Below are 25,980 nucleotides of genomic sequence, written 5' to 3' on the forward strand. Positions count from 1 at the left end.
CCGCTAATACCAGCCGGAGGACTGACTGTGGGACCAGGCGGCGCACGGCGTCTTGTAGCGGCCCTTGATGTAGCCCAGGCCCCACTTGATCTGGGTCTCCGGGTTCCACGACCAGTCGCTGCCGACCGAGCTCATCTTCGACGGCGGGAGCGCCTGGGCGATGCCGTAGGCCCCGGAGCTCTTGTTCTCCGCCTTCGTCGTCCAGTGGCTCTCCTTGTCCCAGAGTTTCTCCAGGCACGGAGACATCTGGTCGAAGCCGAAGCCGGCCTGGAAGACGAGGCCGCAGCCGCGCCACTTGTTGTCGCTCTTGCCCTTGTACACGTCGCACACGGCGGGGATCGGATAGGACGGCGGCCCGAGGGTCCGGGTGACGGACCGGCTCGCCTCCTCCTCCTTCTTCTTGCGCGCGGCGTCCTCGGCGGCCTTGGCCTGCGCGGCGGCGGCCGAGGCGGCGTCCTGCGCCTTGCTCTGCGCCTCCTGCGACGCCGGCGACGAGGACGGGCTTCCCCCTTCCGAGGAGGAGGCTCGCGGGAGCGTGGCGTCGGCGGCGGTACTGACCGGCTCGGCCTTCTTACCGCTGTCCCAGTTGGCGATCACGACACCCGCCGCGAGGGCCGCGACCAGCGCGAGCGTGGCCAGGACACGGATCTTGCCGACCCGCTGCCACAGCAGCGTCAGGACGTCCATGGCCTAGTACCACCCCGTGCTCTGGCTGTGACCCCATGCGCCGCACGGCGTCTTGTAGCGGTCCTTGATGTAGCCGAGCCCCCACTTGATCTGGGTTCCGGCGTTGTCCAGGTAGTCGCCGCCGGCCGAGGCCATCTTCGTGCGGGGCCGGGCCTGCGGGATGCCATAGGCTCCGCTGCCCTTGTTCTCCGCGTGCGGGTTCCAGCCGCTCTCCCTGGTCCAGAGCTTGTCCAGGCACGGCATCTGGTCGAGGCCGAAGCCCGCGGCGACCACGAGGTCGCAGCCGGTCCTGCGGTGGCCGCTGTAGACGCCGCACGAGGCCGGGGCGGGGTAGGACGGCGGGCCGGCGGAGCGGGTGTTGGACCGGCTCGCCTCTTCTTCCTTCTTCTTGCGCGCGGCGTCCTCGGCGGCCTTGGCCTGCGCAGCGGCCGCAGAGGCGGCGTCCTGCGCCTTGCTCTGCGCTTCCTGCTCGGCACTCTGGGTGGCCGACGGGCCGCCCGTCGCCCTCGGCAGGGACGCTGCGTCGGCGGCCTTGACCGGCTGCGCCGTTTCGTGCTGGGTCTGTCGGCCGGCGATCACGAACCCACCGGTGAGCAGTCCCGCTACCAGCACGAGAATGCCCAGGGCTCGGAGCGTGCCGACCCGGTGCCACAGCCGGATCACGAAGGTGTCCATTCGTCGGGGACAGGAACCGGCGCACGGCCCGGACGGCGATCCACTCCCATGAGCAGACCCGCCGTCCGAGCCGATGACGCACCGTGAGCGCCTGATGCCGGGAAGCTCCAGAGCAACCTGGCGTCACGCGCTCGTTCCCCACCATCGCCTAGTGCATTCGAGGGTGAGAACCCGAACAGTACCTTCTGTGATCCTAATCACGTGACAATTGGGACTCTTTCGCTCAAGTTACCGCTCGAACGGGAGGTCCTCCAAAAGGTCCGTCACCACCTCGGCGATCGGCGACCGCTCGGAACGGGTCAAGGTCACGTGCGCGAAGATCGGATGCCCCTTCAGCGCCTCGATCACCGCGGCGATGCCGTCGTGCCTGCCGACCCGCAGGTTGTCACGCTGTGCGACGTCGTGCGTCAGGACGACCCGCGAGTTGGTGCCGATCCTGGAGAGCACGGTGAGCAGGACGCCCCGCTCCAGCGACTGGGCCTCGTCCACGATCACGAACGCGTCGTGCAGGCTCCGCCCCCGGATGTGGGTCAGCGGCAGGACCTCGAGCATCCCCCGGGCCGCCACCTCTTCCATCACGTTGTCGTGCACGAGCGACCCGAGCGTGTCGAAGACGGCCTGCGCCCACGGCGACATCTTCTCCGCGGCGTCGCCGGGCAGGTAACCCAGCTCCTGACCGCCGACGGCGTACAGGGGGCGGAAGACGATGACCTTCTTGTGCTTGCGCCGCTCCATGACCTGCTCCAGGCCCGCGCAGAGGGCCAGCGCGGACTTGCCGGTGCCGGCCCGCCCGCCCATCGACACGATGCCGATCGACTCGTCCAGTAGCAGGTCCAGCGCGATGCGCTGCTCCGCGGAGCGGCCCCGCACGCCGAACACCTCCCGGTCGCCCCGGACGATCCGCACCGACTTGTCGGCGCTGACCCGGCCGAGCGCCGACCCGTTCTGCGAGGTCAGGACCAGGCCCGTGTGCACCGGCAGGTCCCCGGCGCCGTCGAGGTCGATCGCCTCGCCCGCGTAGAGCCGCTTGACCTCGTCCTCGGCGATGCCGAGCTCGACCATGCCCGTGTAGCTCTGGTTGGTCGCCGGTCCCGGTTGGTACTCGTCCGCGGCCAGACCCACCGAGCCGGCCTTGACCCGCAGCGGCATGTCCTTGGTGACCAGCAGGACGTCCTTGCCCTCGGCGGCGAGAGCCAGCGCGACGGCGAGAATCCGGGCGTCGTCCGTGTCGGCCCGGAACCCGGCCGGCAGGACGTTCTGGTTGGCGTGGTTGAGCTCGACCCGCAGGGTGCCGCCGGTGTCGGTCAGCGGCAGCGGCACGTCCAGCCGGCCGTGCTTGGCCCGCAGGTCGTCCAGGAACCGCAGCGAGCGCCGCGCGAAGTAGCCCAGCTCGGGATGGTGCCGCTTGCCCTCCAATTCGGAGATGACGACCAGGGGCAGGACCACGTCGTGCTCCCCGAAGCGCAGGAACGCGCCCGGGTCGGCCAGCAGGACCGAGGTGTCGAGCACGAACGTGCGTTTCTCCGGGGCCTTCTCTTCTGCCTTCTTCCTGGTGCGACGGACCGGCTTGACGTCGTCCTGGCTCGCTTCCGCCGGCTGGGCCTTGACGGCCCTGCCGCGTGGAGCAGGAGTGGAATCAGAGGGACTGCGGCGAACGGTCACGGGATCTCCGGGGACGGGCACCTCGCCGCCCGCACTCGCGTCCTCCGACGCCCGCACGGGGTCGGGTGCTTGGCCCCGTGGCTTCACAGTGGATCGCTCGGTCCGGGCCTCGGATGGCCGGGAAAACCCCTAGCCACAGCACAGACGCTAACCGCTGCAAGCAAAATCCACTAGATCGAGTCGCCGATTGCCCGCCTTGTGAGGTACGCCCGTCCTCTTACACGCTCCGCGAAGAGCCCACCACGCAGCGAATACACCCATCCGGCCGGGAGTTGCCATGATCCGGAAGACTTCATGTCGCCCTGACAGCACAAAGTCTTCCGGATCACGGAAAAGGGAGGCACCGCGGCGGCCGGCCACGGGGATGGTGCGCGGCTGCGCGGGAAGCTGCCGCGCGCCCCTGCGCGCTGGCAGTGCGCCGCGCAGCGGCGCATTGGGGGGCTCCGGGGGTGAGAATCCCCCCGGCGGGACCCGCGCGAAGCGTGGGGCAGCTAGTGACAGTGCGAAGGCGTGTGAACGAGCGCCAGCTCGTTCACACGCCGTAGCGGCGCTGGCGGTTGGCGTAGGAGCGCAGCGCGCGGAGGAAGTCGACGCGGCGGAAGCTGGGCCAGTGCACGTCGCAGAAGTAGAACTCCGAGTGGGCGCTCTGCCAGAGCAGGAAGCCGGAGAGACGCTGCTCGCCGCTGGTCCGGATCACCAGGTCGGGGTCGGGGAGGCCGCGGGTGTACAGGTGGTCGGAGATGTGGTCGACGTCGAGGATCTCGGCGAGCTCCTCGATCGACGTGCCGGCCTTGGCGTGCTCGTGGAGCAGGGAGCGCACGGCGTCGGCGATCTCGCGGCGGCCGCCGTAGCCGACGGCGAGGCTGACCTTGGCGCCGCCGGCGCGGTTGACGGTGCGCTCCTCGGCGGCCTTCAGGGACTGGGCGCTGGCGGTCGGCAGGAGGTCCAGGGCGCCGACCATGCGCAGCTGCCAGGGGTTGCCCTCGTCGGCGAGCTCGGCCGCCAGGTTCTCGATGATCTGCAGCAGCGGGTCGAGCTCGGCGGACGGGCGGGAGAGGTTGTCGGTGGACAGCAGCCACAGCGTGACGTGCGACACCGTGGCGCCGTCGCACCAGCGGAGGAGCTCCTTGATCCGCTCGGCGCCGACGCGGTGGCCGTCGTTGGGATCGACGTAGCCCATCTCGCGCGCCCAGCGCCGGTTGCCGTCGACGATGACCCCGACGTGTCGCGGCTGAGGTTTGCCGTGCAGCCGTCGGGCGAGACGCTTCTCGTACAACGAATACACCACGTCACGCAGGCCCACGGTCGAGAAGAGTAGCGACCTACCGGGCAAAGCGACACCGTCAGCCGTGCACCGGACAGTGCTGAACGGCGGGTGGGAGGGCGGCCGATCTCCCGACTGACCGGCCGCCGACCAGGGGTTATGCGCTGCCGAGGCGGGCCTTCAGCGCGTCGAGCTCGGCCCAGAGCACGCTGGGCAGTTTGTCGCCGAACCGCTCGAACCACTCGACCACCTGGGGGATCTCCTGCCGCCATTCGTCGGCGTCGACACGCAGAGCGAGCGCCAGGTCCTCGGCCGTCAGGTCGAGGCCGGTGACGTCGAGCGCGCCGGGCGCGGGCACCCGGCCGATCGGGGTCTCCACGGCGGCGGCGGTGCCTTCGATGCGCTCGACGACCCACTTGAGCACGCGGGCGTTCTCGCCGAAGCCGGGCCACAGGAAGCGGCCGTCGTCGCCGCGGCGGAACCAGTTGACGTAGAAGATCTGCGGCAGCTGAGCGGCGCCGTTCGGAGCGCCCTTGGCCATCTCGAGCCAGTGGGCGAAGTAGTCGCCGGCGTTGTAGCCGATGAAGGGCAGCATGGCCATCGGGTCGCGGCGCACGACGCCGACCTTGCCGGCGGCCGCGGCGGTGGTCTCGCTGGACAGGGTGGCGCCGAGGTAGACGCCGTGCACCCAGTCGCGGGCCTCGGTCACCAGCGGGATCGTGGTCTTGCGGCGGCCGCCGAAGAGGATCGCGTCGATCGGGACGCCGCGCGGGTCGGCGTATTCGTCGGCGAGGATCGGGCACTGCTCGATCGGCGTGCAGAAGCGCGAGTTCGGGTGCGACGACGGCTCGTCGGAGCCGGGGGTCCAGTCGCGGCCCTTCCAGTCGGTGAGGTGCGCCGGCGGCTCGCCCATGCCTTCCCACCAGATGTCGCCGTCGTCGGTCATCGCGACGTTGGTGAAGACCGAGTTGCCCTTCGCGAGGGTCCGCATCGCGTTGGGGTTCGTCTTCCAGTCGGTGCCGGGCGCGACGCCGAACAGCCCGAACTCGGGGTTGACCGCGTAGAGGCGGCCGTCCTCGCCGAAGCGCATCCAGGCGATGTCGTCGCCGAGGGTCTCGACCTTCCAGCCGGGGATGGTCGGCTCCAGCATCGCGAGGTTGGTCTTGCCGCAGGCGCTCGGGAACGCGGCGGCGACGTACTTCACCTGGCCGGTCGGGCCGGTCAGCTTCAGGATGAGCATGTGCTCGGCGAGCCAGCCCTCGTCGCGGCCCATGACGCTGGCGATGCGCAGCGAGAAGCACTTCTTGCCCAGCAGCGAGTTGCCGCCGTAGCCGGACCCGTAGCTCCAGATCTCCCTGGTGTCGGGGAAGTGGGAGATGTACTTGGTGTCGCTGCAGGGCCACGCGACGTCGTCCTGGCCGGGGGCGAGGGGCGCGCCGACGGAGTGCAGGCAGGGCACGAACGGCGCGTCGTCGCCCATCCGGTCGAGCACGTCCGCGCCCATCCGGGTCATGATCCGCATGGAGGCGACCACGTACGGCGAGTCGGTCAGCTCGACGCCGAACATCGGCTGCTCGGCGGTCAGCGGGCCCATGCAGAACGGCACCACGTACATCGTGCGGCCGCGCATCGAGCCGTCGTACAGCTCGGTCATCACCCGCTTCATCTCCGCGGGCGCCATCCAGTTGTTGGTCGGGCCCGCGTCGGCCTCGTCGGCGGAGCAGATGAACGTGCGCTCCTCGACGCGGGCGACGTCGGAGGGGTCGGTGCGGGCCCAGAACGAGTTGGGCTTCTGCCGCAGCCGCACCAGCACCTGCTTGTCGACCAGCTCGTCGGTGATGCGGCGCCACTCACCCTCGGAGCCGTCGCACCACACGACGCGCTCGGGGCCGGTGAGCTCGGCGACCTCGCGGACCCACGCGAGCAGCTTGGAATGTTCGGTGGGGGCCTGATCGAGACCGGGGACGGTGACCGGTGCGGACATGTTGGGGATCTCCTCAGTGGTCGGCGTTGACCTGGTCGTACATATGGCAAAGCACGGCGCGCGATGGTGCGAGCGGCCGTGGCGACGGTGAACTGATTTCTCTCAGCCTAAACCGGCAGGCCGGGCCGGGCAGCGCGAGAGCTTGTGAAACCTTGCACAAAGGGCCGGAGAATCTCGCGGCCGTTCGCAGAAACGCGCGTGAACTTTTCGTCAACCGAGCATCAACGCGCAAAGCATGTGGTCTGCGGCAGTTGTGCCCGCTGAGGCCACCGGTGCCGTACCCTCTGCGACGTGACGGAACTGCAGTCGGTGTCGACCGTGCCCGGCCCAGGTGGCCTGCGCGGGCTGGTCGCGCGCTTCGAGCACCTGGTCCGCGAGCTGGGCAAGTTCGGCACGGTCGGGATCGTCGCGTTCGTCGTCGACGTGGCCATCTTCAACGTGCTGCTCTTCACCGGCACGCCGACGCTCATCGCGAAGACGATCTCCACGGTGGTCGCCGCGACGGTCGCGTTCATCGGCAACCGGTTCTGGACCTGGCGGGACCGCGAGCGCACCAACCTGCGCCGCGAGTACAGCCTCTACTTCCTGTTCAACCTGGTCGGCCTGATCATCGGCCTGGCCTGCCTGTGGGCCAGCCACTACGGCCTGGGCTCGGTGTGGCCGTTCTTCCAGGGCAAGCTCGCCGACAACATCGCGGCCAACGTGGTCGGCATGGCGTTCGGAACCCTGTTCCGGTTCTGGTCCTACCGCAACATCGTGTTCCGCAAGGCCGCCGAGCCGGACTAGGCTCGTTCAAACGAAGCGGCAGGTAACGACCTGGTTGCGCAGTGGTCAAGATGCGGGTGAGCTGGCCCGCATCCCGCGATGTATCCGGGGCGCTGCTTGGCGACCTACCGTAAGGTTGCACGGTGCGCCTAGCCAGCTACCTCCGCGACCGGTTCGTCCCCGAGCGGCACCGCTCGCTCGCCACCGAACTGTTCAAGTTCCTGGCGGTCGGCGGGATCAACACGATCATCGACTTCGCGGTGCTCAACCTGCTGCTGTCGATCGGCCCGCTCAAGGCGAAGATCGCCGCGGCCGTCGTCGCGACGACCGCGTCCTACTTCCTCAACCGGCAGTGGACCTATGGTCAGAGCGACCGCAAGAGCATGCGGCGCGAATACACGCTGTTCTTCGCGCTCAACGGCGTCGGCCTGCTGATCCAGGCCTCCGTGCTCGCCGTGGCGAAATACGGGCTGGGCTTCAGCGAGACCAACAGCGGCGACCGGCTGGCGTTCAACATCGCCAGCGCCCTGGGCATCGGCATCGCGATGGTCTTCCGCTTCTGGGCCTACCGCACGTTCGTGTTCACGGCCCCGGCGACCGGCTCCGACCCGCAGGCCATCGCGGACGCCGAGCTGGAGGCGGAGGTCGAGGCCCTGGAGGTGGCGCTGACCGAGGTCGCCGTCGCCCCCGTGCCGCGGCACTCCCACGACGACGACCCGGCCGGCGAGCTGACCCTCGACGAGCTCGAGTCCCCCGCCGGCCACCGCTAGGTCAGGATCAGGACACCGCGTCGTTCTTGATCTCGTCGACGAGCGCCTGACGGTCGTCGTCGCCGAAGGTGTGCTTCTGCCGGTCAGCGTCGACCAGCTCGTAGAGCATGCTCTGGGTCTTCTCCACCTGCGGGATGTCGGACAGCTGGACCTGGCCCCGCTCGCCGGCCGACTCGATGGTGAGCGTGCCGCAGCCGAGCATCCGCTCGAAGAGCGAGTGCTCGAACGACACGTCGTTGACCCGGCCCAGCGGGATGTCCCGGCCACTGCGTGAGAACACGCCGCTGCGCATGATCACCCGCTCGTTGGTGAAGACGTAGTGCGTGGTCTTCCACTTGATCCACGGCCACACGGTGACCACCAGCACGATCACCAGGCCGACGCCGGCCGCGATCAGCGTGCCGATCGTGCCCACGCCCGTGAACAGGGAGATGACCACGACCACGGCGGCGGTGAGGACGAACCACAGCGCCGGCAGGAACAGCGCCTTCCAGTGGGGGTGCAGGTGCAGCACCACCTGCTCGTCCTTGGTCAGGACGCTTTCCGGGAACCCCACGCCAACCTCCTCGTTCGTGAATGTCGAGGTGAGGCTAGACCCAACAGGCGCGGGCCCGACATTGGCCTATCCGGTCGTCTCGGCGCGGACGTGCACCACGTCGCCGGCCGCGACCGTGTGCACGGCGCCCTCAGGGTCCGTGACCTGCAGCCGGCCGTCGGTGTCGACGCCGGAGGCGACGCCGGTCAGCGCCTGCCCGCCGGGCAGCTCGACCCGGACCCGCCGGCCGATCGTGCCGCAGTGGAAGAGGTACGCCTCCCGCACGCCCGAGTCGTCGCCGGCCTGCCACTGCCCGTACACCTCCTGGAACGACCGCAGCAGGGCGCGCAGCAGAGGATCGCGGTCGGCACTGGCGGCCCCGGCGAGCGCGAGGGACGTCGCGTCGGGGCGGGGCAGCTCGTGCTCGCGCAGCGTGGTGTTGAGCCCGATGCCGACCACGACGGCGCCGTCACCGACCCCCTCGGCCAGGATGCCGGCGGTCTTGCGGTCGCCCTGGAGCAGCAGGTCGTTCGGCCACTTCAGGTAGGCGTCGAGCCGGGCCACCCGGCGCACCGCCTCGGCGAGCGCCACCCCCGTCAGCAGCGGCAGCCAGCCCCAGCGGGGCATCGGCACCGAGGGGCGCAACAGGATGCTCAGCGCCAGCCCGGCCCGCGGCGGCGACTGCCACTGCCGGCCCAGCCGGCCACGCCCGGCGGTCTGCCGCTCGGCGACGATGACGAGGCCCTCCGCGGCACCGGCCCGGGCGGCCTCGGCGGCGTCGGCGTTGGTCGAGCCGGTCTCCTCGACCACGCGCAGGTCCGTCCAGAAACCACCGGGGACGACCAGCGCACGCCGGAGCGCGGCCGCACGCAGCGGGGGCCGCTCCAGGTCGGTGTAAATGTTCACAGGTCGACCGTATCCCCGCGCGATTACGATGCCGAACGTGACCATTGAGCAGGCTGGTGTCGACGCTGACATCCACACGACCGCGGGGAAGCTCGCCGATCTGGGCCGGCGCACCGACGAGGCCGTGCACGCGGGTTCGGCCCGGGCCGTGGAGAAACAGCACGCCAGGGGCAAGAAGACCGCCCGGGAGCGGATCGAGCTGCTGCTGGACCCCGGCTCGTTCGTCGAGCTCGACGAGCTCGCCCGGCACCGGTCGACGAACTTCGGCATGGAGCGGTCCCGGCCGTACGGCGACGGCGTCGTCACCGGGTACGGCACCGTCGACGGCCGCCAGGTCTGCGTCTTCGCGCAGGACTTCACGATCTTCGGCGGCAGCCTCGGCGAGGTGTTCGGCGAGAAGATCGTGAAGGTCATGGACCTGGCGATGAAGATCGGCTGTCCGGTGGTCGGGATCAACGACTCCGGCGGCGCGCGCATCCAGGAGGGCGTCGTCTCGCTCGGCCTGTACGGCGAGATCTTCTTCCGCAACGTCCGGGCGTCCGGCGTGATCCCGCAGATCTCGCTGATCATGGGCCCGTGCGCGGGCGGGGCGGTCTACTCCCCCGCGGTCACCGACTTCACCGTGATGGTCGACCAGACCTCGCACATGTTCATCACCGGCCCCGACGTGATCAAGACGGTGACCGGCGAGGACGTCGAGTTCGAGGAGCTGGGCGGGGCGCGCACGCACAACACCAAGTCGGGCAACGCGCACTACCTCGCCACCGACGAGGACGACGCGATCGAATACGTGAAGGCGCTGCTGTCCTACCTGCCGTCCAACAACATGGACGACGTGCCGGTCGTGCCGCTCCCGGCGGTGCTGGAGGCGACCGACGAGGACCTGGCGCTGGACACCGTCATCCCGGACTCGGCGAACCAGCCGTACGACATGCACACCGTCATCGAGTCGGTCGTCGAGGACTTCCTCGAGGTGCAGCCGCTGTTCGCGCAGAACATCCTGATCGGCTTCGGCCGGGTCGAGGGCCACCCGGTCGGCGTCGTGGCCAACCAGCCGATGCACTTCGCCGGCTGCCTGGACATCGACGCGTCGGAGAAGGCGGCGCGCTTCGTGCGCACCTGCGACGCGTTCAACATCCCGATCCTCACGTTCGTCGACGTGCCCGGCTTCCTGCCCGGCGCCAGCCAGGAGTGGGACGGCATCATCCGGCGCGGCGCGAAGCTCATCTACGCCTACGCCGAGGCCACCGTCCCGAAGGTCACCGTCATCACCCGCAAGGCGTACGGCGGCGCGTACGACGTCATGGGCTCCAAGCACCTCGGCGCCGACCTGAACTTCGCCTGGCCGACGGCGCAGATCGCCGTCATGGGTGCGCAGGGTGCCGTCAACATCCTGTACCGGCAGGAGCTGCGCGACGCGAAGGACCCGGCCGGCATGCGGGCCGAGCTGATCCGCGAGTACGAGGACACCCTGGCCAACCCGTACGTGGCGGCCGAGCGCGGCTACATCGACGGGGTCATCGCGCCGTCGGCCACCCGGGTGGAGATCGTGCGGGCACTGCGGCTGCTGCGCACCAAGCGGGAGACCCTGCCGCCGAAGAAGCACGGCAACATCCCGCTGTAGGGCTTTCAGGGCCTCAGGGCTTCACGGCTTCACGGCGAACGACAGCTTGATGATGGTGAACTTGTTGGTGGCGGCGGGGTCGTCCCAGAGGCCGTCCGGGGTCTGCCAGTAGATGGCGTGCCCCTTGCCGCTGGGGACCTTGCAGCCGATGTTGGAGACGTGCAGCGGTCCGCTCGGCGCGGTGTACCGCCACTGCCAGTCGGCGCAGACCCAGCCGTCCTTCAGCGTGAGCGGCTCGATGTGGACCTGCTGGTAGTTGGGGTAGAGCTTGTCGGCGAGTCGCGCCCGCTCCTGGTCCTTCCAGTCGGCGACCGGGTCGTCCCTGCCCTTCGCCGCCGTGTCGATCGCCAGCTCCCACCGCGCGTCGAGCGGGTCGTTGAACGAGATCATCGACGGGTACGCCTGGGGCCGCTTGACCGAGCGCACCCAGCCGTCGGGCACGCCGACCATCCAGCCGTACCTGTCGTCGGTCTCGTAGTGGAAGCCGGGTGGCAGGGCCATCTCCATCCCGCCGAAGGAGCCCCGGACCTGCGGCGACAGGCTCGGCGTCGGGCTCGGCGCCCCTGACGGCACCGTTGCCGACGGCAGCCCGCCGGCCTGGCCCGTCGGCAGCGTCCGTGGCCCGCCGTCGTCGCCGGAGTCGGTGAACACGACGACACCCGCCACGAGCAGGACGACCGCGCCGAGGACCGTCGCGATCCAGCGGCCGCGGTGCCGCCCACGCGGGACGGTCTCGACGTCGTCGCTGACCGGCACCACCGCGGGCGCCGCCCCCATCGCACCTCGCGAGTAGAGGCCGGCGCCGACGGGTGCGCTGCCGCGGGCCCTGCCGGGGAAGTCGACCTGGGCAGGGCCGGGGCTGGTCTGCGCGACCGCCGCCGGGCTGCCCTGCTCCAGCCCGGCGGGCGGCGAGCTGACCGGCGCGTCCGGCGTCGGCGACAAGCCGCCGAGCGGGTGCGACGAGCCGCGCGAGGACCCGCTGGAGGAGCCGCGCAGCCCGGTCGGGTGGCCCTCCCGCGAGCGGCGCGGCCGGGGCAGCGCCGGCAGCGTCCAGCTCCAGGCGCGGCCCTCGCCGGACGCGGCGCGCTGCAACAGCCGCTCGGTCTCGGCGACGCCGGCGCGGGCCTTCGGGTCCTTGCGCAGCAGCGCGGTGAGGACGGGCTTGAGCACACCCGCCCGGGTCGTCGGGTCGGGATCCTCGGTCGCGAGGGCCGTCAGCGTCGCGTAGGTCGTGGAGCGTGCATACGGCGAGCGGCCCTCGACCGCGGCGTAGAGCGTGGCGCCGAGCGACCACAGGTCGGACTCCGGGCCGGAGATGCCCTCCCGGGCGCGCTCGGGCGAGATGTACTGCGGGGAGCCGAGGATCAGCCCGGGACGGGTGACCGCGCCGTCGCCGCCCTCGAAGACGGCGAGGCCGAAGTCGGTGAGCACCACCCGGCCGGTGTCGGCGAGCAGCACGTTGCCGGGCTTGACGTCACGGTGCAGGACACCGGCGGCGTGCGCGGCCTTCAACGCGTTGAGCACGGCGATGCCGATCTGCGCGGCCCGCTCCGGCGGCAGCGGCCCGTCGTCGGTGATCACCTGGTGCAGCGACCGCGACGGCACGTATTCCATGACGATCCAGGGCGCCTGCTCCGACTGCACGACGTCATAGATCCGCACGACGTTCGGGTCGTTGAGCCGGGCCGCGGCGCGGGCCTCCCGCATCGTGCGCAGCCGCAGCTCCTCGCGCTCCTCGGGGGTCAGCCCCTCGGGCGGGAGGACCTCCTTGATCGCGACGTCGCGGCGCAGCATCTCGTCGCGGGCCAGCCACACCCGGCCCATGCCTCCGGCGCCGAGCGACTCGATCAGTCGGTAACGCTCGGCGATCAGGGACCTGGACTGCATCATCACCGCAGACGCTACCCAACGACCGCACGTTCAAGACAGCCCGGATCGATGCGAGATCACCCTTCTCAGTCGGTGCGCGAGCGCAGGACCATGATCAATAGGATGACGAGGCCGATACCGACCAGCCCGGCCCCGATCAGGGCCACCGGCAGCACCCGGAACGTGTCCAGGACCTTCTGCTGGGTCGGCGCCGCATCGTCGGCGGTGAACGTCACCGTGACCGTCACCGTGTAGAGATCGACGTCCTTGCCGGCCTCCTCGCCGATGGCGACGGTCCCCGGGATGCCCAGGGGCGCGTTGCCGGGCGCGGGGTCGAGCGTCGCGCCGACGCTCACCGTGGCAGCACCCGACACCGGCGCTTTCGGGCGCTGCACCGTGCACTTCGTCGGGTCGAGGAATCCCAGTGGTGCGGGCAGCGCGGCCTCGCTGTTGTCGTCCTCGGGGAGCACGACCCGGCCGGTGGAGCCGTCGGTGCATTCGAGATCCAGCACGACCGGGCCGCCCCGGCCGCTGGTGCTGCCCGCGAAGCGGACGGTGACCTGCAGCTGGTGCGCCTCGACGAACAGGTAGCTCGCGGTGCACTTCGCGGCGGACCCGCCGGCCGTCAGCGGCACGACGTCGGCGCCGACGTTGGGCACGTCCTGCGACTCGCCCGGGTCGCAGGCGAAGGAGCTGAGCCGCCAGCTGCCGTCGACGGTGGCCAGGGGCGGGATCGGCGTCACCAGGTAGTCGCCGAGCGGCAGCGTGGCCGGCAGGCCCTGGGCGATCGCCGCCTCGCCGAACGCGGTGGTGGTCGCGACGCCGGACCAGCCGGGCGAGCCCTGGCCGCGGGGCGCGACCACGAACGACGCCGCGCCGATGCCGCCGACGGTCACCGACCGCAGCTGGATCGTGCCGCCCTTGCGGGTCACCCGCAGCGTGCAGTCGGTGGGCGTGCCGGCCGCGACGAGGACGGTCACGGACAGCCCCTCGGGCTTGAGCTCGGTCGCACCGCAGCCGACGCCCGCGAGGGACCACGCGTCGGCCTCGCCGGCCGGGGCGGTGAGCGTCACCGGATAGGCGCCCGGCAGCAGCGTGGTCAGGTCGGCGCCGGTCGCGACGGCCGCCGAGCCGTCGCCGGTCGGCGCGGCCTGCAGCAGGCGGGGCGGGTCGGCGCCACCGCCCGAGGCGACGGACACGTTGAACGCGCCGCCGGGCGCGTCGCCGAACAGCCGCAGCGTCAGCCCCGGCGGGGCGACCGGCGGGGCGTAGGTGAACGTGCACGTGACGATCTCGCCGGCGGCGAGGGTCACGGTGGCGGCGCCGGTCGGCACGTCGGTCGTGGTGAGGCTGCGCCCGGCGCCGCTCTTCGCGCAGCTGAGGTCGGTGAGCGTCCAGCCGGCCGGGGTCCGCGACACCACGGTCTGCGGCGCCCCGCCAGAGCTGCGCACGAGCGTCGCGTCGGTGGTCGCGTCGGCGTGGATCCGCTTGTCGGCGGCGTAGCTGGCGCTGGCGTCGAAGGCGAAGCGCTGCGGATAGCCGGTCGGCGCCGAGGTGCGGGCCTTGACCACGAGCGTGGCCGGCGGCTGCGCCTGCTTCACGTAATACGCGAAGCAGAACACGTGCCGCACGCCGGCGGGGAAGCCGAGCCACTGCACGTTGCCGCCGGAGTGCCCGTCGGCGGCGCAGCGCAGGGCGCCGAACCCGTAGCCGGGAAGGGAGGAGGCGAGCAGCGGGTCGGCGGGCGTGCCGCCCTGCACCCACAGCTGCCGGTGCGCCGACGCGCTCGCCTGCTCCGGGGTCAGCTGCAGGGTGACCGCGCCGTCGAGCATCGCGTCGGTGCGGCGGCCGACCGCGTCCAGCAGCGGCACCTGGGCGACCGTCTCGCCGGAGTCCACGGCCGGCGTGGTCACCGTCGACAGCGCGCCCTTGCGCTCCTGGCCCGGGCCGATCGAGAAGTGCCAGCCGGGCAGCGCCGCGCAGCCGGCGCCGTTGGCCGCCTCGACCGCGGGGTCGACCGCCTGGCCGTCCTTGTAGGCGTTGGCCCGGCCCGGGACGGACGCGGCCTCGAGCCGGTCGTCGCGGACCCGGTTGGCCATGACGTCGTCATACGAGCCGCAGGAGCGCGCCGCGAACGTGATCCGGTAGCGCAGCGAGGCGGAGACCGACGCCGGCTGCTCACCCTCGCGCGCCTGCGCGGGGATCCCGGGCAGCATCACGGCGAGCAGCACGCCGACCAAGAGCGTCGATGTGGCCCGAAATGGGACGTTTGTCAATGCGGCCCCCAAACTCGCCATCGACTCCCGTTCCGCTTGAGTATGCGCTGCCTGTGCATGCGTATGCTCGCAGGACGGCAACGTTTCGCACACTTTTTCGCAGGAGTCCCGATGGCTGAGGAACCGCTGATCAAGGTCGTTCGTGGCACGCCGAGCGCCGAAGAGGTCGCGGCGATCGTCGGCGTGTTGTTCAGCCGTCCCGCCGCTCCGGTCGCGGCTGTGCGTCCGGTGTCGCGGTGGGCTCAGAGCGCCCGCCCGGGCGCTCTGCCTCGCTGGCGCTAGGCTCCCCGGCGCGAAGCGCCCCTTCCGGCTCGCCGGCACCGGACTCCCCGGCCGGTTCGCGGGCACCGGGCTCCCCGGCCGGGGGTGGGTCCGCCGGAGGACCGGCCGGAGGGCGCCGGCGCGGGATGGCGAGCGGGGGCAGTGGCGGCAGGGTCGGCCAGCGCCTGGCCTCGCGCTCGTCCTGCAGCAGCTCGGCCTGCGCGAGCGTCGGCAGGTCCTCGACCAACTGCTGGCCGCACGACCGGCAGATCAGCGCGGCGGCGGGCACGCGGTCGTAGCAGAAGGGGCACTGCCGCTGGTCCAGCGGCCGGCCGCGCTCCACGCCGATCCACGTCATGAACTTGATGATCACGAACAGGGCGACCGCCAGCAGCATGAACTGCAGCAGGTCGTTGAGGAACACGCCGTACTTCAGCGGCGTGCGGTGGATCGTGATCTCGAGCTTCTGGAAGTCGGGCTCCCCGGCCACGGAGGCGACCGCCTGCAGGAACAGGTTGGTGACGAACGACTGGACGAGCGTGGCGAACGCCGAGCCGATGATGAAGCCCAGCGCCAGGTCGAGGACCGTGCCGCCGATCGCGATCGCCTTGAACTCCGCCCAGAGCTTCCGCATGGCCGCGATGGTACTAACGTCCGTCCCGTGAAGACGTTCATCCTCGCCTCCGCGAGCCCCGCCCGGCGGCGGCTGCTGCAGGCCGCAGGCATCGAGCCCCGTGTCATCGTCAGCGGCGTCGACGAGTCGGTGATCGAGGTCGCCGGCGGCGCCGCGATCGCCGGCACGCTCGCCGAGCTCAAGGCCCAGGCGGTCGCCGGCCTGCCCTATGTCGCGGGGTCTTCCGCGCTGGTGCTGGGCTGCGACTCGGTCCTGGAGTTCGACGGCGACGTGCTCGGCAAGCCCGCCGACGCCGCCGACGCCGTGGCCCGGTGGAAGGCGATGCGGGGCCGCAGCGGCGTCCTGCACACCGGGCACTGCCTGATCGACGCCGAGACCGGCAGCAACACCTCGAAGACCGTCGGCACCGTCGTGCACTTCGCCGACCTGACCGACGAGGAGATCGAGGTCTACGTGGCGACCGGCGAGCCGCTGCACGTGGCCGGCGCGTTCACGATCGACGGGCTCGGCGGCGTCTTCGTCGACCGCATCGAGGGCGACCACGGCAACGTCGTCGGCCTGTCGCTGCCGACGCTGCGGGTGCTGATGACGATCCTGGGCGTGGGTGTCATCGACTACTGGGCGGGCAGGATCGAGGCATGACCGAACCGGAGCGCAGCGGAGTGGACGGGCATCATGGGCGCGGCCTCGGGTCAGGCCGACGCCGGAGCGCAGCGGAGGTGGCGGCATGACCAGACAGACGCTTTCCCTGACCGACGCGCTGCACGCCTACGTCGTCGCCAACGGCAGTGAGCCCGACGACCTGGTCCGGGACCTGATCGCGGAGACCGCGGCGGCGCTGCCCGGCGACGCGGGCATGCAGGTCGCGCCGGAGCAGGCGGCGTTCCTGACGTTGCTGACCCGGATCACCGGCGCCCGGCGGGCGGTGGAGATCGGCACGTTCACCGGGCTGTCGTCGATCGCGATCGCCCGCGGCCTCGCCGACGGCGGGCGGCTGACCTGTTTCGACGTGTCGGAGGAGTTCACGTCGATCGCCCGGCGGTACTGGCGGCGCGGCGGCCTCGACGAGCGGATCGAGCTGCGGATCGGCCCGGCCGCGCAGACCATCGCGGCGCTGCCGCGGGAGCCGCACCTGGACCTGACGTTCATCGACGCGGACAAGACCGGCTACGCCGGCTACTGGGAGGCGATCGTGCCCCGGACGCGGCCCGGCGGCCTGATCCTGGTGGACAACGTGCTGCGGCACGGCAACGTGCTCGACCCCGACCCGGGCGACGCGGGCACCCTCGCGATCCTCGAGTTCAACCGCCTCGTCCTCGCCGACGAGCGGGTCGAGTCGATGATCCTGCCGATCGCCGACGGGCTCACACTGGCTCGGCGGCACTGAGGGCTCTGAGCAGCGCCGGTGGCCTGGTGACGCGCTCCAGCCGCGTCACCACCACCGCGCTGAGCAGCAGGAACACGGGCACGAGCAGAAACGCGGTGTGTGGGCCGACCGCGTCGGCGAGCGCCCCCAGCGCGAACGGGGCGACCGCGAAGGAGATCCCGACGGCGAAGGAGGCCCGCGCCGCGGCCAGGTCGGGCTGCCCGTCGGAGTGGGCGAGGGCCAGGCCGATCCCGAGCGGGTAGTGCAGTCCGACGCCGAGGCCGCAGACGAACAGGCCCACCATCGCCGGCCACGGCACCGTCGCGGCCCAGAACAGGGCGAAGCCGGCCGCCGACACGCCCAGCGCCGCGAGCAGCATGCGGGTGGGGCGGAAGCGCAGCAGGAGCCGCCCGCCGATGATCCTTCCGGTCACCATCCCGGCGATCAGCGTGGACACCGCCGCGGTGGCCACGCCGGCCGACACGCCCGCGTGGGCCCGCAGCACGTCGCTGCCCCACAGGGTCAGGCACACCTCGACGGAGCCCGTCGCGAACAGGCTCGTCGCGGCCAGCCAGTAGGTCCCCGGAAGCCGGCGTGAGCCCTGTCCGTCGGGGACGGTGCGGGCGAGGGGCTCCGGTGCTCGTACACCTGCGAAAACCGCGAGAAGAGCGGTGGGGACGATCACGAGCACCAGACCGACGCGCCACCCGAGCCCGGTGCTGTAGGCGAGCCCGACGATCAGCGGGGCGACGAGCCCGACGGTGGCCGCGGCGGCGTTGGCCTCGCTGATCGCGGCCGGACCGGCGGTGCCGTGGTGCTCGGTGAGGGCGGCGACGACGCCGTTGACCAGCAGTGACCCGCCGAAGCTGCCGAGCGTCGCGAAGGTCAGGGTCAGTGCGAGGTGGTGCGCGGTGAACATGCCCACGGTGGCGGCACTGACGAGGGTCAGGCCGCCCCAGATGAGGCGGTGGCGCCCGTACCTGCGGGTCAACGCCGGGATGACGGCGCCGCCGACGATGCCGCCGACGGCGAAGCCGGTGCCGTGCAGGCTCGCGAGGGTGCGGCTGATGCCGAGCTCGTCGCGCAGCAGCGGGGCGACGGGTCCGAAGCCGTAGAGGAAGTAGCACCACAGGGCCAGCTGGGCGTAGATCACCCAGGTGAGGCGGTCACGGACGAGTCGCGGCACGTCCCTGACGGTGTCACGGCCCCTCCCGGTGGTGGAAGGGGCCGGGACGGTGACGGTCGTTACCGGTAAAGCCTTTTGTGCGTTTTCTGCGGTACCGCCCGTGCGCGGTTGCGGCTTCGCGGCCTTGCGGCTTCGCGGCCTTGCGGCTTCGCGGCCTTGCGGCTCCGGTCAGCGGACGCCTCGGGCGAACGCCCTGGCGGCCCAGATGACGGTGATCAGGGTGAGGCCGCCGATGACGACGCCCGCCTGCCAGACCGAGTCGGCGCCGGGATCGCCGGCGAACAGCGCCCGGACGCCGTCGGTGGCCCACGAGAACGGGTTCCAGTCGGCGACGCGCTTGAGCCAGGCCGGGGCGAACGTGAGCGGCAGCAGGATGCCGGCGGTCAGCAGCAGCGGCTGCGAGATCGTGTTGAGCAGTGGCGCGAGGGCGTCCTCGCTGCGCAGCTTCAGCGAGACCGCGTAGGAGAACGCCGACAGCATCAGCGAGATGACCGCCATCAGCGCGAACGCGCCGAGGACGTCGAGCAAGCCGACGCTGAGGCCGAAGCCGACCGCGACGACGACGATGAGCGCCGCCTGGAACAACAGCGACACGACGTCGCGCAGCGAGCGGCCGATCAGCAGCGCGAGGCGGCTGACCGGGGTGACCCGGCTGCGCTCGATGACCCCGGCGCGCAGCTCGGCGATCAGCCCGAAGCCGGTGAACAGCGAGCCGAACATGGCCAGCAGCACCAGCAGGCCGGGCACGAACAGCTTGTAGGCCTCGGCGTTGGTCTGCACGCCGAGCGCCGGCTTGAGCAGCGGCGCGAAGAGCAGCAGGTAGAACAGCGGCTGGACGACCCCGACGATCAGCCACACCGGCTGGCGGAGCATGAGCTGCATCTGGCGGGTGAAGACGAGCCAGGTGTCACGGAGGAATTTCATGGCTACTCAGCTCTCCCGAAGCGAACGGCCGGTCTTGGTCAGGAAGACGTCGTCGAGGCTGGGCCGGTGCAGCTCCATCTGCTTGAGCTGGACGCCGGCGTGGTCGAGGATCCGCAGGATGTGCGGGATCGCGACGGCGCCCTCGTCGACGTAGAGCCGCAGCTCGCCCCCGGCCCGCTCCTCGATCTTGCGGACGTAGTCCTGGCCCTTGAGCAGGTCGGTGGCGAGCTTCGCCGCGCCGTTGACGCCGACGGTGACCACGTCGCCGGCGACCTCGCGCTTGAGCTCGTCGACGGTGCCCTCGGTGACGATCTCGCCGTGGTCCATGATCGCGATGCGGTCGCAGAGTGCGTCGGCCTCGTCGAGGTAGTGGGTGGTGATGAAGACCGTCATGCCCTCGTCGCGCAGGCGGCGCACCTCGTCCCACATGTGGGCGCGGCTCTGCGGGTCGAGGCCGGTGGTCGGCTCGTCGAGGAACACGACCTTCGGCCCGTGGATGATGCCGAGCGCGATGTCGACCCGGCGCCGCTGGCCGCCGGAGTAGGTCTTGGTCTTGCGGTCCGCGTAGTCGGTGAGCTGGAACGCGTCCAGGGCCTTCTGCGCCTTTTTCAGGGCGTCGGCCTTGTGGATGCCGTAGAAGCGGGCCTGCAGGACGAGCTCCTCGCGGGCGGTGCTCTCGTCCCAGGTGCTGCCGCCCTGGGCGACGTAGCCGATCCGGCGGCGCACCTCGCCCGGGTCCTTCAGCAGGTCGGCGCCGGCGATGACGGCCTCGCCGCCGTCGGGCGTGATGAGCGTGGCCAGCATCCGCAGCGTCGTGGTCTTGCCGGCGCCGTTGGGGCCGAGGAAGCCGTAGATCTCCCCCTCCTTGACGGAGAGGTCGACCCCCCGGACCGCCTCGACGACCTTGGTCTCGCGACCGGCCCGTGAGCGGTACGACTTCCGCAGCCCCTTCGTCTCGATCATGACGGTCTCCCCTGTCGTCTCGTGTCTCGCAGGGGTCAACGTAACGCGATATAGTTCTTGTGGTCAAGGCTTCCGTATATCGCGTTTTAGTCTTCATCCTCCGGGTCGCCGAACTGCTCGCGGATGGCCCTGCGCCAGGCCTCCGCGCCGTGCTCCCCGTCGGCGGTGCCGGCCTCGTGGAAGTGCATGCCCTCGCCGCCCTCGACGCGTTCGGCGACGTCGTGACACCAGCGGGCCTCGGCCTCGGACCGCGCCGCGGTCAGCTCGAACTGCCAGGCGACGTGCGGCGGCTTCCCGGCCGCCCACTCGTCGGCACTGTCGCGATAGGTCTTCACCCAGTCGTCGAGCAGCCTGGCCCTGGCCCGCAGCGCGCCGGCCGCCTCGGCTCTCGGCAGCGACGGCAGGAACGCGAAGGCGGCCAGGAAGGGGTCGACCGGTTCGGCGTACTCCCACCAGTACCGCCGCAGCATCGCCTGATACTCGACCTCGCCGGCCTTGGTCAGCCGGTATCGCGTGCGGGCCGGGCGGCCGTCCACCTGCTCGGTGTCGACCGCTTCGAGGAGTCCCTCGTCGGTCATCCTGCGCAGCGCGTGATAGATCGACCCCGGCTGGACGGCGGCCCAGCTCTCCACGTTCCAGCTGGTCAGCTCCTTGCGGATGTCGTACCCGTGGACGGGCTGGAGGTAGGAGATCAGCCCCATGATCATCAGACGCGTAGTAGACACGACACAATCGTAATAGTTGCCGCTTGACTATGACATTGTTGGCAACGGAACTGTCGGACGGGTCGCCTAGACTGCGGCTGAGGGTTACCCAAGGGAGCGTTCAGCGTGCGCAAGGTTCTCATCGCCAACCGGGGCGAGATCGCCGTCCGCGTCATCCGCGCCTGCCGCGACGCCGGTCTGGCCAGTGTCGCGGTCTATGCCGACTCGGACCGCGACGCGCTGCACACCCGGCTGGCCGACGAGGCGTATGCCCTGGGTGGTGACACCGCGGCGGAGTCATATCTGCGGATCGGGAAGGTCATCGAGGTCGCCGTCGCCGCCGGCGCCGACGCCGTGCACCCCGGCTACGGGTTCCTGTCGGAGAACGCGGACTTCGCCCAGGCCGTCATCGACGCCGGGCTGACCTGGATCGGGCCGGCCCCGCAGGCGATCCGCGACCTCGGCGACAAGGTCACCGCCCGGCACATCGCCCAGCGCGCCGGCGCGCCCCTGGTCCCCGGCACCGCCGAGCCCGCCGAGGACGCCGAGGAGATCGTCGCGTTCGCCCGGGAGCACGGCCTGCCTGTCGCGATCAAGGCCGCCTTCGGCGGCGGCGGGCGCGGCCTGAAGGTCGCCCGCACCCTCGAGGAGATCCCGGCCCTCTTCGAGTCCGCGACCCGCGAGGCCGTCGCCGCGTTCGGCCGCGGCGAATGCTTCGTCGAGCGCTATCTCGACCAGCCCCGCCACGTCGAGGCCCAGGTCCTCGCCGACCAGCACGGCAACGTGATCGTCGTCGGCACCCGCGACTGCTCGCTGCAGCGCCGCCACCAGAAACTCGTCGAGGAGGCGCCCGCGCCGTTCCTCACCGACGCGCAGCGCACCCAGATCCACGAGTCGGCGAAGGCGATCTGCCGCGAGGCCGGCTATCACGGCGCCGGCACCGTGGAGTATCTCGTCGGCAACGACGGCACCATCTCCTTCCTCGAGGTCAACACCCGCCTGCAGGTCGAGCACCCGGTCAGCGAGGAGACCGCCGGCGTCGACCTGGTCCGCGAGCAGTTCCGCGTCGCCGACGGCGAGAAGCTCCGCTTCGACGCCGACCCCGAGCCCCGCGGCCACTCGATCGAGTTCCGCATCAACGGCGAGGACCCCGGCCGCGGCTTCCTCCCAGCCCCCGGCACCGTCACCGAGCTGCGCCTGCCCACCGGCCCCGGCGTCCGCGTCGACACCGGCATCGAGTCGGGCAGCGTCATCGGCGGCAACTTCGACTCCCTGCTGGCGAAGGTCATCATCACCGGCGAGACCCGCGAGCAGGCCATCGAGCGCGCCCGCCGGGCCCTCGACGAGATGGTCGTCGACGGCATGGCCACCGCCCTGCCCTTCCACCGCGCGGTCCTGCGCGACGAGGCCTTCACCGCCACACCGTTCCGCGTGCACACCCGCTGGATCGAGACCGAGTGGCTCAACACGGTGCCGCCCTTCGCCGCCCCCGCCGGCGACCTGCCCGCGCTCGAGGAACGCTCCACGGTCGTGGTCGAGGTCGGCGGCAAGCGCCTGGAGGTGTCGCTGCCGGCGGGCTTCGGTGCCGGTGCCGCCCCCGCGCCCGCCGGTGCCACACCGCGCCGCCGGTCGGGCACCAAGAAGCAGTCGGGCGCGGCCGGCGGCGACGCCCTCACCAGCCCCATGCAGGGCACCATCGTGAAGATCGCCGTGGCCGAGGGCGACACGGTCGCCGAGGGCGACCTGATCGTCGTCCTGGAGGCGATGAAGATGGAGCAACCCCTCAACGCCCACAAGTCCGGCGTCGTCACCGACCTGGCCGCCACCGTCGGAGAGGTCGTCTCCGCGGGCGCCGTCATCGCCACCCTGAAGTAGCCAAGGCCCCGGCTCCGGCGAGATCCCGATCCGCGGACCGGGTGCTCGGGCGGGCCGCACCTCGAGCAGCACGTCATCGCCAAGGGTGGCGGTGTTGTTCTGCACCCGGTGTTGAGCGCACCGGACAGGTCGACGATCTCGACGCAGCGGTGGTCGACGGTGGCCGGCCAGGCCGGACGCAGCTGCGGCACGACTGCCGCAGCGGGTGGCCGCCGGTCAGGGCGCGGTCTCCGCGATGCCGGCGCGGACCTTCCACCGGTGCGGGGTCACCGCGAGCGTCGAGTGGACCGCCGCACGCGCGTCTCCACCTGGTCTGTGGACCTCAATGCCCGGGGGTCAGCGGGACGAGGCGTGGGTCCTGTCGGCGGCGTGGGCGCCGGTTGTCGTGTGGAGGGGGACGGCGACGACGGCGGTGCCGTAGGCGCAGAGCTCTGCCCAGGTGTTGGTGAAGTCGCGGTGGTCGAAGCGCATGCCGACGACGGCGTTGGCGCCGCGCTGCTCGGCCACCTGGACCATCTGGCCGACGGCGCGGGCGCGGGTCTGGACGAGGAACTGGGACATGTCCTGGCCAGGGCCGCCCTCGGTCGAGCGCAGGCCGGACGCGAACGGGTTCTTCGACGTCGGGCACACGCCCAGGACCTCGCCGAGCACGGTGGTTATCTCGTAGCCCGGTAAACCTTCAGTGGTGACAACCAGCACATATGAATCGTATGCACATATGTACGGTTTGGTGAGCATGTACCCCGAAGATCCTCATCCCCGGCCCGGGGTGGCCGCTGGGGTGACGGTGATGCCCGCCGCGAAGCGGAGCAGGTCGGGCTCCGGCAGGGGTACCGACGCCGCCGACTGCACCACGAGCAACCTGCCGTCGCCCAGGTCGACCTGGAGCACCACATAGCCGTCCTGCGGGCCGGTCAGCGTGCCGGGGTGGCCGGCGACGTCGACGGGGCGGCCGGTGGACCGCTCGGCGGTGACGCCCAGCATGACGGTGATCTTGCCGACGAAGGAGGCGTCGAAGGGGAGGTCCGGCGGGCAGAACGTGACGGCGCCCGGGCTGATGTTGTCGACCGCGTAGCCGGCGGGGACCACGGCGAACGTGAACGGGGCCGGGGCGGTCACCGGCGTCGCCACGAGGCTCTTCGCGAAGCCGGCCAGGTGGTCGGCGGGCACGGCCGGGTCCGCCCGCAGCTCGAACCACTGCTCCGGGCCCTCCTGCCACACGATCGCGTCGGCGGTGCCGGCGAGAAAGCCCTGGACGCCCCGGACCGGGACGGGGGTGGTGACGGGCCCGGCCGGGCGGGTGGGACGCACGGTCAGCGTGGCGGTGCCGCCGCCCGGCATCGGGAGGCTGAGGGTCGGGAGGCCGGCTTCGAGGCGTACGTCGGGCGCGGCCACCACCCCGTCGACGGGTGCCGGGCTGAGCGGGAACGTGACGGTCACCGGGCCGGACGGCTCGGTCAGGGCGGACGGCTCGGCGACGGTGACGGTGCCGGGCCCGGCGGCGAGCCGCAGCGGCACGGTCACACCGATGCCGGCGAGCACGGCGACGGCCGCGGCGACCACGGCACGGGTACGACGGGCGCGGCGGCGGCTCTCGGTGCGCACGGTGGTGAGGAGGGTCGCGCCGGCGGGGGCCTCGGCGGCGTGGCGCCGCAGCAGATCACGGACACGGTGCTCGACGTCGCTCACGAACGGCCTCCGTAATGACCAAGGGCGCACCGAAGCATCATGGCTCGCCTCTGCGCAGCGGGACGGGGCTCAGCGCCGACCTGAGCCGGTGAAGGGCGTGGAAGGCGTGGACGCGCACGGTCGCCTGGGCGCAGCCGAGCAGCCCGGCGATCTCGGCGTCGGGCAGGTCCTCGTAGTAGCGCAGCACGATCACGGCGCGCTGCGAGCGGGGCAGGGCGCTCAGCGCGGTCCACATCTCGTCGGCCTCGACGACCCTCTCCGCGAGGTCGAGGTCGCCCCGGGAAGGGACCGGCGAAACCACGGCAACCGGGCGCTCGGTGCTCGCGCGGCGGCGGCGCCAGGACAGGTACTGCCGCAGGATCGCGCGCCGGACGTACGGCTCCGGGCCGTCCGGGCCGGTGATCGCGTGCCAGCGCCGGTGGGCCCGCACCAGGGCCTCCTGCGTGAGGTCCTCGGCCAGGTGCCGGTCGCCGGTCAGCAGGTACGCGAACCGGAGCAGCGCAGCGCTGCGCACCGTCACGAACTCGTCGAAGTCCCGCACATGGTTCTTGACGTCGCGGGAGGGGCCGGGCGTTTATGGCTGTTCCTCGGGAGTTGGATCGTCGTACTGCCCGGAGCGGCCAGCGTAGGGGCGGCCGTCGACGATCGGCCACGGGTTGGCGACGCAGCCGTGCAGGCCGAGGGTCTGCTGCTGCATGACGGGCGCGGGCCGGCCGGGGCCGGGGCACAGCTCGTGGCCGCGGCCGAGCCGGTGACCGGTCTCGTGGTTGACGACGTAGGCGCGGTAGGCGGAAAGCTCGTAGCCGGGGATGCCGCGGGCCCAGCGGGCCACGTTGACCACGACGCTGTTGCCGTTCCTGCAGGAGGTGTACCGGTCGTAGCCGTTGCCGCACAGCACGTCGCGGGTCGCCGGGGTGGCGAGGTAGACGGTGAAGTCGTGGCGTTCGCCGGCCCCGGCCCGGCGCAGGCGCCAGTTGCCGGTGGCGGGCCAGCTGCGGGGGTCGGCGTAGACGAGCTCGACGGCGTCGCCGAACGTGGCCGCGTCGACGCCGGTGATGCCGCGTTCCACCCCGATCCGGTAGGTCAGCAGCCGGCCGGCGGCGCCGATGACGGGCCCGCCGGTGCCGGCGAAGTCGAACGTCCCGCCGCCGGCCACGGGGTACCGGATGACCGGGACATCGGTGGAGACAGGCCCGCGGGAAGGGGACGGGGGCACCGGGGACGAGGGCACCGGGGACGGGGCCGGCGAAGCGGCAGATGCCGAGAACGAGGGCGTGGACGAGCAGCCGGCCACGAAGGCGAGCATCACGACGATCGGGAAGATCCGCACGCCTGGACTGACGCGCCGTCCACGCCCGGCT

24 protein-coding genes and 1 pseudogene are annotated in these 25,980 nt (G+C 71.5%); 7 read left to right on the forward strand and 18 right to left on the reverse strand.

The window, feature by feature from the left end:
- Positions 1-3: 3 nt before the first annotated feature.
- From ABZS58_RS40440 to ABZS58_RS40460, 5 genes are all read right to left on the reverse strand, one after another.
- The gene (locus ABZS58_RS40440; protein WP_354789017.1) at positions 4-687 is read right to left on the reverse strand and encodes a lytic transglycosylase domain-containing protein; all 684 of its coding nucleotides are present in this window, start codon (positions 685-687) and stop codon (positions 4-6) included.
- A 3-nt stretch (positions 688-690) separates the two neighbouring features.
- Entirely contained in the window at positions 691-1,362 is a 672-nt protein-coding gene (locus tag ABZS58_RS40445) for a lytic transglycosylase domain-containing protein (RefSeq protein WP_354789018.1), read from the reverse strand.
- 228 nt (positions 1,363-1,590) lie between these two features.
- Positions 1,591-2,871 (reverse strand): PhoH family protein, encoded by a 1,281-nt coding sequence (locus tag ABZS58_RS40450; RefSeq protein WP_354789071.1) that lies wholly within the window; start codon positions 2,869-2,871, stop codon positions 1,591-1,593.
- Between the two features lie 685 nt (positions 2,872-3,556).
- The gene (locus tag ABZS58_RS40455) at positions 3,557-4,327 is read right to left on the reverse strand and encodes an isoprenyl transferase (RefSeq protein WP_354789019.1); all 771 of its coding nucleotides are present in this window, start codon (positions 4,325-4,327) and stop codon (positions 3,557-3,559) included.
- A 118-nt stretch (positions 4,328-4,445) separates the two neighbouring features.
- Entirely contained in the window at positions 4,446-6,272 is a 1,827-nt protein-coding gene (locus tag ABZS58_RS40460) for a phosphoenolpyruvate carboxykinase (GTP) (protein WP_354789021.1), read from the reverse strand.
- A 291-nt stretch (positions 6,273-6,563) separates the two neighbouring features.
- Between ABZS58_RS40460 and ABZS58_RS40465 the strand changes: the two genes are divergently transcribed.
- Together ABZS58_RS40465 and ABZS58_RS40470 are read left to right on the forward strand one after the other, a co-directional pair.
- Complete coding sequence (locus ABZS58_RS40465; RefSeq protein WP_354789022.1) at positions 6,564-7,058, forward strand: GtrA family protein; 495 nt, start codon at positions 6,564-6,566, stop codon at positions 7,056-7,058.
- A gap of 122 nt (positions 7,059-7,180) precedes the next feature.
- Positions 7,181-7,807, forward strand: coding sequence for a GtrA family protein (locus tag ABZS58_RS40470; protein WP_354789024.1), 627 nt, complete (start codon positions 7,181-7,183; stop codon positions 7,805-7,807).
- Positions 7,808-7,814: 7 nt separating this feature from the next.
- Here ABZS58_RS40470 and ABZS58_RS40475 read toward each other — a convergent pair whose 3' ends face one another.
- Entirely contained in the window at positions 7,815-8,363 is a 549-nt protein-coding gene (locus ABZS58_RS40475; protein WP_354789025.1) for a PH domain-containing protein, read from the reverse strand.
- Between the two features lie 66 nt (positions 8,364-8,429).
- Entirely contained in the window at positions 8,430-9,293 is an 864-nt protein-coding gene (locus tag ABZS58_RS40480; RefSeq protein ID WP_354789026.1) for a biotin--[acetyl-CoA-carboxylase] ligase, read from the reverse strand.
- On the opposite strand from ABZS58_RS40480, the gene ABZS58_RS40485 reads away from it, so the two are divergent.
- Positions 9,277-10,872, forward strand: coding sequence for an acyl-CoA carboxylase subunit beta (locus ABZS58_RS40485; RefSeq protein WP_354789028.1), 1,596 nt, complete (start codon positions 9,277-9,279; stop codon positions 10,870-10,872). The genes ABZS58_RS40480 and ABZS58_RS40485 overlap by 17 nt on opposite strands.
- A gap of 21 nt (positions 10,873-10,893) precedes the next feature.
- Here the strand turns inward: ABZS58_RS40485 and ABZS58_RS40490 are convergent, their stop codons facing one another.
- Complete coding sequence (locus ABZS58_RS40490; protein ID WP_354789029.1) at positions 10,894-12,762, reverse strand: protein kinase; 1,869 nt, start codon at positions 12,760-12,762, stop codon at positions 10,894-10,896.
- Between the two features lie 65 nt (positions 12,763-12,827).
- Positions 12,828-14,972 carry a hypothetical protein gene (locus ABZS58_RS40495; RefSeq protein ID WP_354789030.1) on the reverse strand — a complete coding sequence of 715 codons (2,145 nt, stop codon included), beginning with the start codon at positions 14,970-14,972 and terminating at the stop codon, positions 12,828-12,830.
- Between the two features lie 156 nt (positions 14,973-15,128).
- On the opposite strand from ABZS58_RS40495, the gene ABZS58_RS40500 reads away from it, so the two are divergent.
- Entirely contained in the window at positions 15,129-15,299 is a 171-nt protein-coding gene (locus tag ABZS58_RS40500) for an acyl-CoA carboxylase subunit epsilon (protein ID WP_354789032.1), read from the forward strand.
- A 331-nt stretch (positions 15,300-15,630) separates the two neighbouring features.
- On the opposite strand, the pseudogene mscL reads toward ABZS58_RS40500, so the two are convergent.
- Positions 15,631-15,912: pseudogene (mscL, locus tag ABZS58_RS40505) on the reverse strand (large conductance mechanosensitive channel protein MscL); the annotation flags it as partial.
- A gap of 27 nt (positions 15,913-15,939) precedes the next feature.
- Here mscL and ABZS58_RS40510 point away from each other — a divergent pair.
- Together ABZS58_RS40510 and ABZS58_RS40515 are read left to right on the forward strand one after the other, a co-directional pair.
- Positions 15,940-16,554, forward strand: a complete 615-nt coding sequence (locus tag ABZS58_RS40510; protein ID WP_354789033.1) for a Maf family protein — start codon at positions 15,940-15,942, stop codon at positions 16,552-16,554.
- An 85-nt stretch (positions 16,555-16,639) separates the two neighbouring features.
- Positions 16,640-17,299 carry an O-methyltransferase gene (locus ABZS58_RS40515; protein WP_354789034.1) on the forward strand — a complete coding sequence of 220 codons (660 nt, stop codon included), beginning with the start codon at positions 16,640-16,642 and terminating at the stop codon, positions 17,297-17,299.
- Here ABZS58_RS40515 and ABZS58_RS40520 read toward each other — a convergent pair.
- From ABZS58_RS40520 to ABZS58_RS40535, 4 genes are all read right to left on the reverse strand, one after another.
- Positions 17,277-18,464 carry an MFS transporter gene (locus ABZS58_RS40520; protein ID WP_354789036.1) on the reverse strand — a complete coding sequence of 396 codons (1,188 nt, stop codon included), beginning with the start codon at positions 18,462-18,464 and terminating at the stop codon, positions 17,277-17,279. The two genes, ABZS58_RS40515 and ABZS58_RS40520, sit on opposite strands and share 23 nt — an antisense overlap.
- A gap of 168 nt (positions 18,465-18,632) precedes the next feature.
- Positions 18,633-19,388, reverse strand: a complete 756-nt coding sequence (locus tag ABZS58_RS40525) for an ABC transporter permease (RefSeq protein WP_354789037.1) — start codon at positions 19,386-19,388, stop codon at positions 18,633-18,635.
- A gap of 6 nt (positions 19,389-19,394) precedes the next feature.
- On the reverse strand, positions 19,395-20,351 hold the full coding sequence (locus ABZS58_RS40530) for an ATP-binding cassette domain-containing protein (protein WP_354789039.1): 957 nt from the start codon (positions 20,349-20,351) through the stop codon (positions 19,395-19,397).
- 86 nt (positions 20,352-20,437) lie between these two features.
- Positions 20,438-21,076, reverse strand: a complete 639-nt coding sequence (locus ABZS58_RS40535) for a PadR family transcriptional regulator (protein WP_354789040.1) — start codon at positions 21,074-21,076, stop codon at positions 20,438-20,440.
- Between the two features lie 105 nt (positions 21,077-21,181).
- On the opposite strand from ABZS58_RS40535, the gene ABZS58_RS40540 reads away from it, so the two are divergent.
- Positions 21,182-22,930, forward strand: coding sequence for a biotin carboxylase N-terminal domain-containing protein (locus tag ABZS58_RS40540; RefSeq protein ID WP_354789041.1), 1,749 nt, complete (start codon positions 21,182-21,184; stop codon positions 22,928-22,930).
- A 336-nt stretch (positions 22,931-23,266) separates the two neighbouring features.
- Here ABZS58_RS40540 and ABZS58_RS40545 read toward each other — a convergent pair whose 3' ends face one another.
- The 4 genes from ABZS58_RS40545 to ABZS58_RS40560 are packed head-to-tail and all read right to left on the reverse strand — an operon-like array spanning position 23,267 to position 25,949.
- A complete protein-coding gene (locus ABZS58_RS40545; protein WP_354789043.1) occupies positions 23,267-23,629 on the reverse strand; it encodes a YbjQ family protein in 363 nt (120 codons plus the stop codon).
- A 54-nt stretch (positions 23,630-23,683) separates the two neighbouring features.
- Positions 23,684-24,619, reverse strand: a complete 936-nt coding sequence (locus ABZS58_RS40550) for a hypothetical protein (RefSeq protein ID WP_354789044.1) — start codon at positions 24,617-24,619, stop codon at positions 23,684-23,686.
- Positions 24,620-24,656: 37 nt separating this feature from the next.
- Positions 24,657-25,160: a SigE family RNA polymerase sigma factor gene (locus tag ABZS58_RS40555; RefSeq protein ID WP_354789046.1), complete on the reverse strand. Its 504-nt coding sequence runs from the start codon at positions 25,158-25,160 to the stop codon at positions 24,657-24,659.
- A gap of 33 nt (positions 25,161-25,193) precedes the next feature.
- The gene (locus ABZS58_RS40560; RefSeq protein ID WP_354789047.1) at positions 25,194-25,949 is read right to left on the reverse strand and encodes a DUF3152 domain-containing protein; all 756 of its coding nucleotides are present in this window, start codon (positions 25,947-25,949) and stop codon (positions 25,194-25,196) included.
- Positions 25,950-25,980: the final 31 nt, after the last annotated feature.

The sequence above is a fragment of the Dactylosporangium sp. NPDC005555 genome (genome assembly GCF_040605635.1).
Classification (GTDB): domain Bacteria; phylum Actinomycetota; class Actinomycetes; order Mycobacteriales; family Micromonosporaceae; genus Dactylosporangium.

What these genes read in the sequence shown, in the direction of transcription:
- ABZS58_RS40440 (WP_354789017.1), bottom strand. Translation starts at nt 687, where the DNA reads ATGGACGTCCTGACGCTGCTGTGGCAGCGGGTCGGCAAGATCCGTGTC.
- ABZS58_RS40445 (WP_354789018.1), bottom strand. Translation starts at nt 1,362, where the DNA reads ATGGACACCTTCGTGATCCGGCTGTGGCACCGGGTCGGCACGCTCCGA.
- ABZS58_RS40460 (WP_354789021.1), bottom strand. Translation starts at nt 6,272, where the DNA reads ATGTCCGCACCGGTCACCGTCCCCGGTCTCGATCAGGCCCCCACCGAA.
- ABZS58_RS40485 (WP_354789028.1), top strand. Translation starts at nt 9,277, where the DNA reads ATGCCGAACGTGACCATTGAGCAGGCTGGTGTCGACGCTGACATCCAC.
- ABZS58_RS40480 (WP_354789026.1), bottom strand. Translation starts at nt 9,293, where the DNA reads ATGGTCACGTTCGGCATCGTAATCGCGCGGGGATACGGTCGACCTGTG.
- ABZS58_RS40490 (WP_354789029.1), bottom strand. Translation starts at nt 12,762, where the DNA reads ATGATGCAGTCCAGGTCCCTGATCGCCGAGCGTTACCGACTGATCGAG.
- ABZS58_RS40500 (WP_354789032.1), top strand. Translation starts at nt 15,129, where the DNA reads ATGGCTGAGGAACCGCTGATCAAGGTCGTTCGTGGCACGCCGAGCGCC.
- ABZS58_RS40515 (WP_354789034.1), top strand. Translation starts at nt 16,640, where the DNA reads ATGACCAGACAGACGCTTTCCCTGACCGACGCGCTGCACGCCTACGTC.
- ABZS58_RS40525 (WP_354789037.1), bottom strand. Translation starts at nt 19,388, where the DNA reads ATGAAATTCCTCCGTGACACCTGGCTCGTCTTCACCCGCCAGATGCAG.
- ABZS58_RS40530 (WP_354789039.1), bottom strand. Translation starts at nt 20,351, where the DNA reads ATGATCGAGACGAAGGGGCTGCGGAAGTCGTACCGCTCACGGGCCGGT.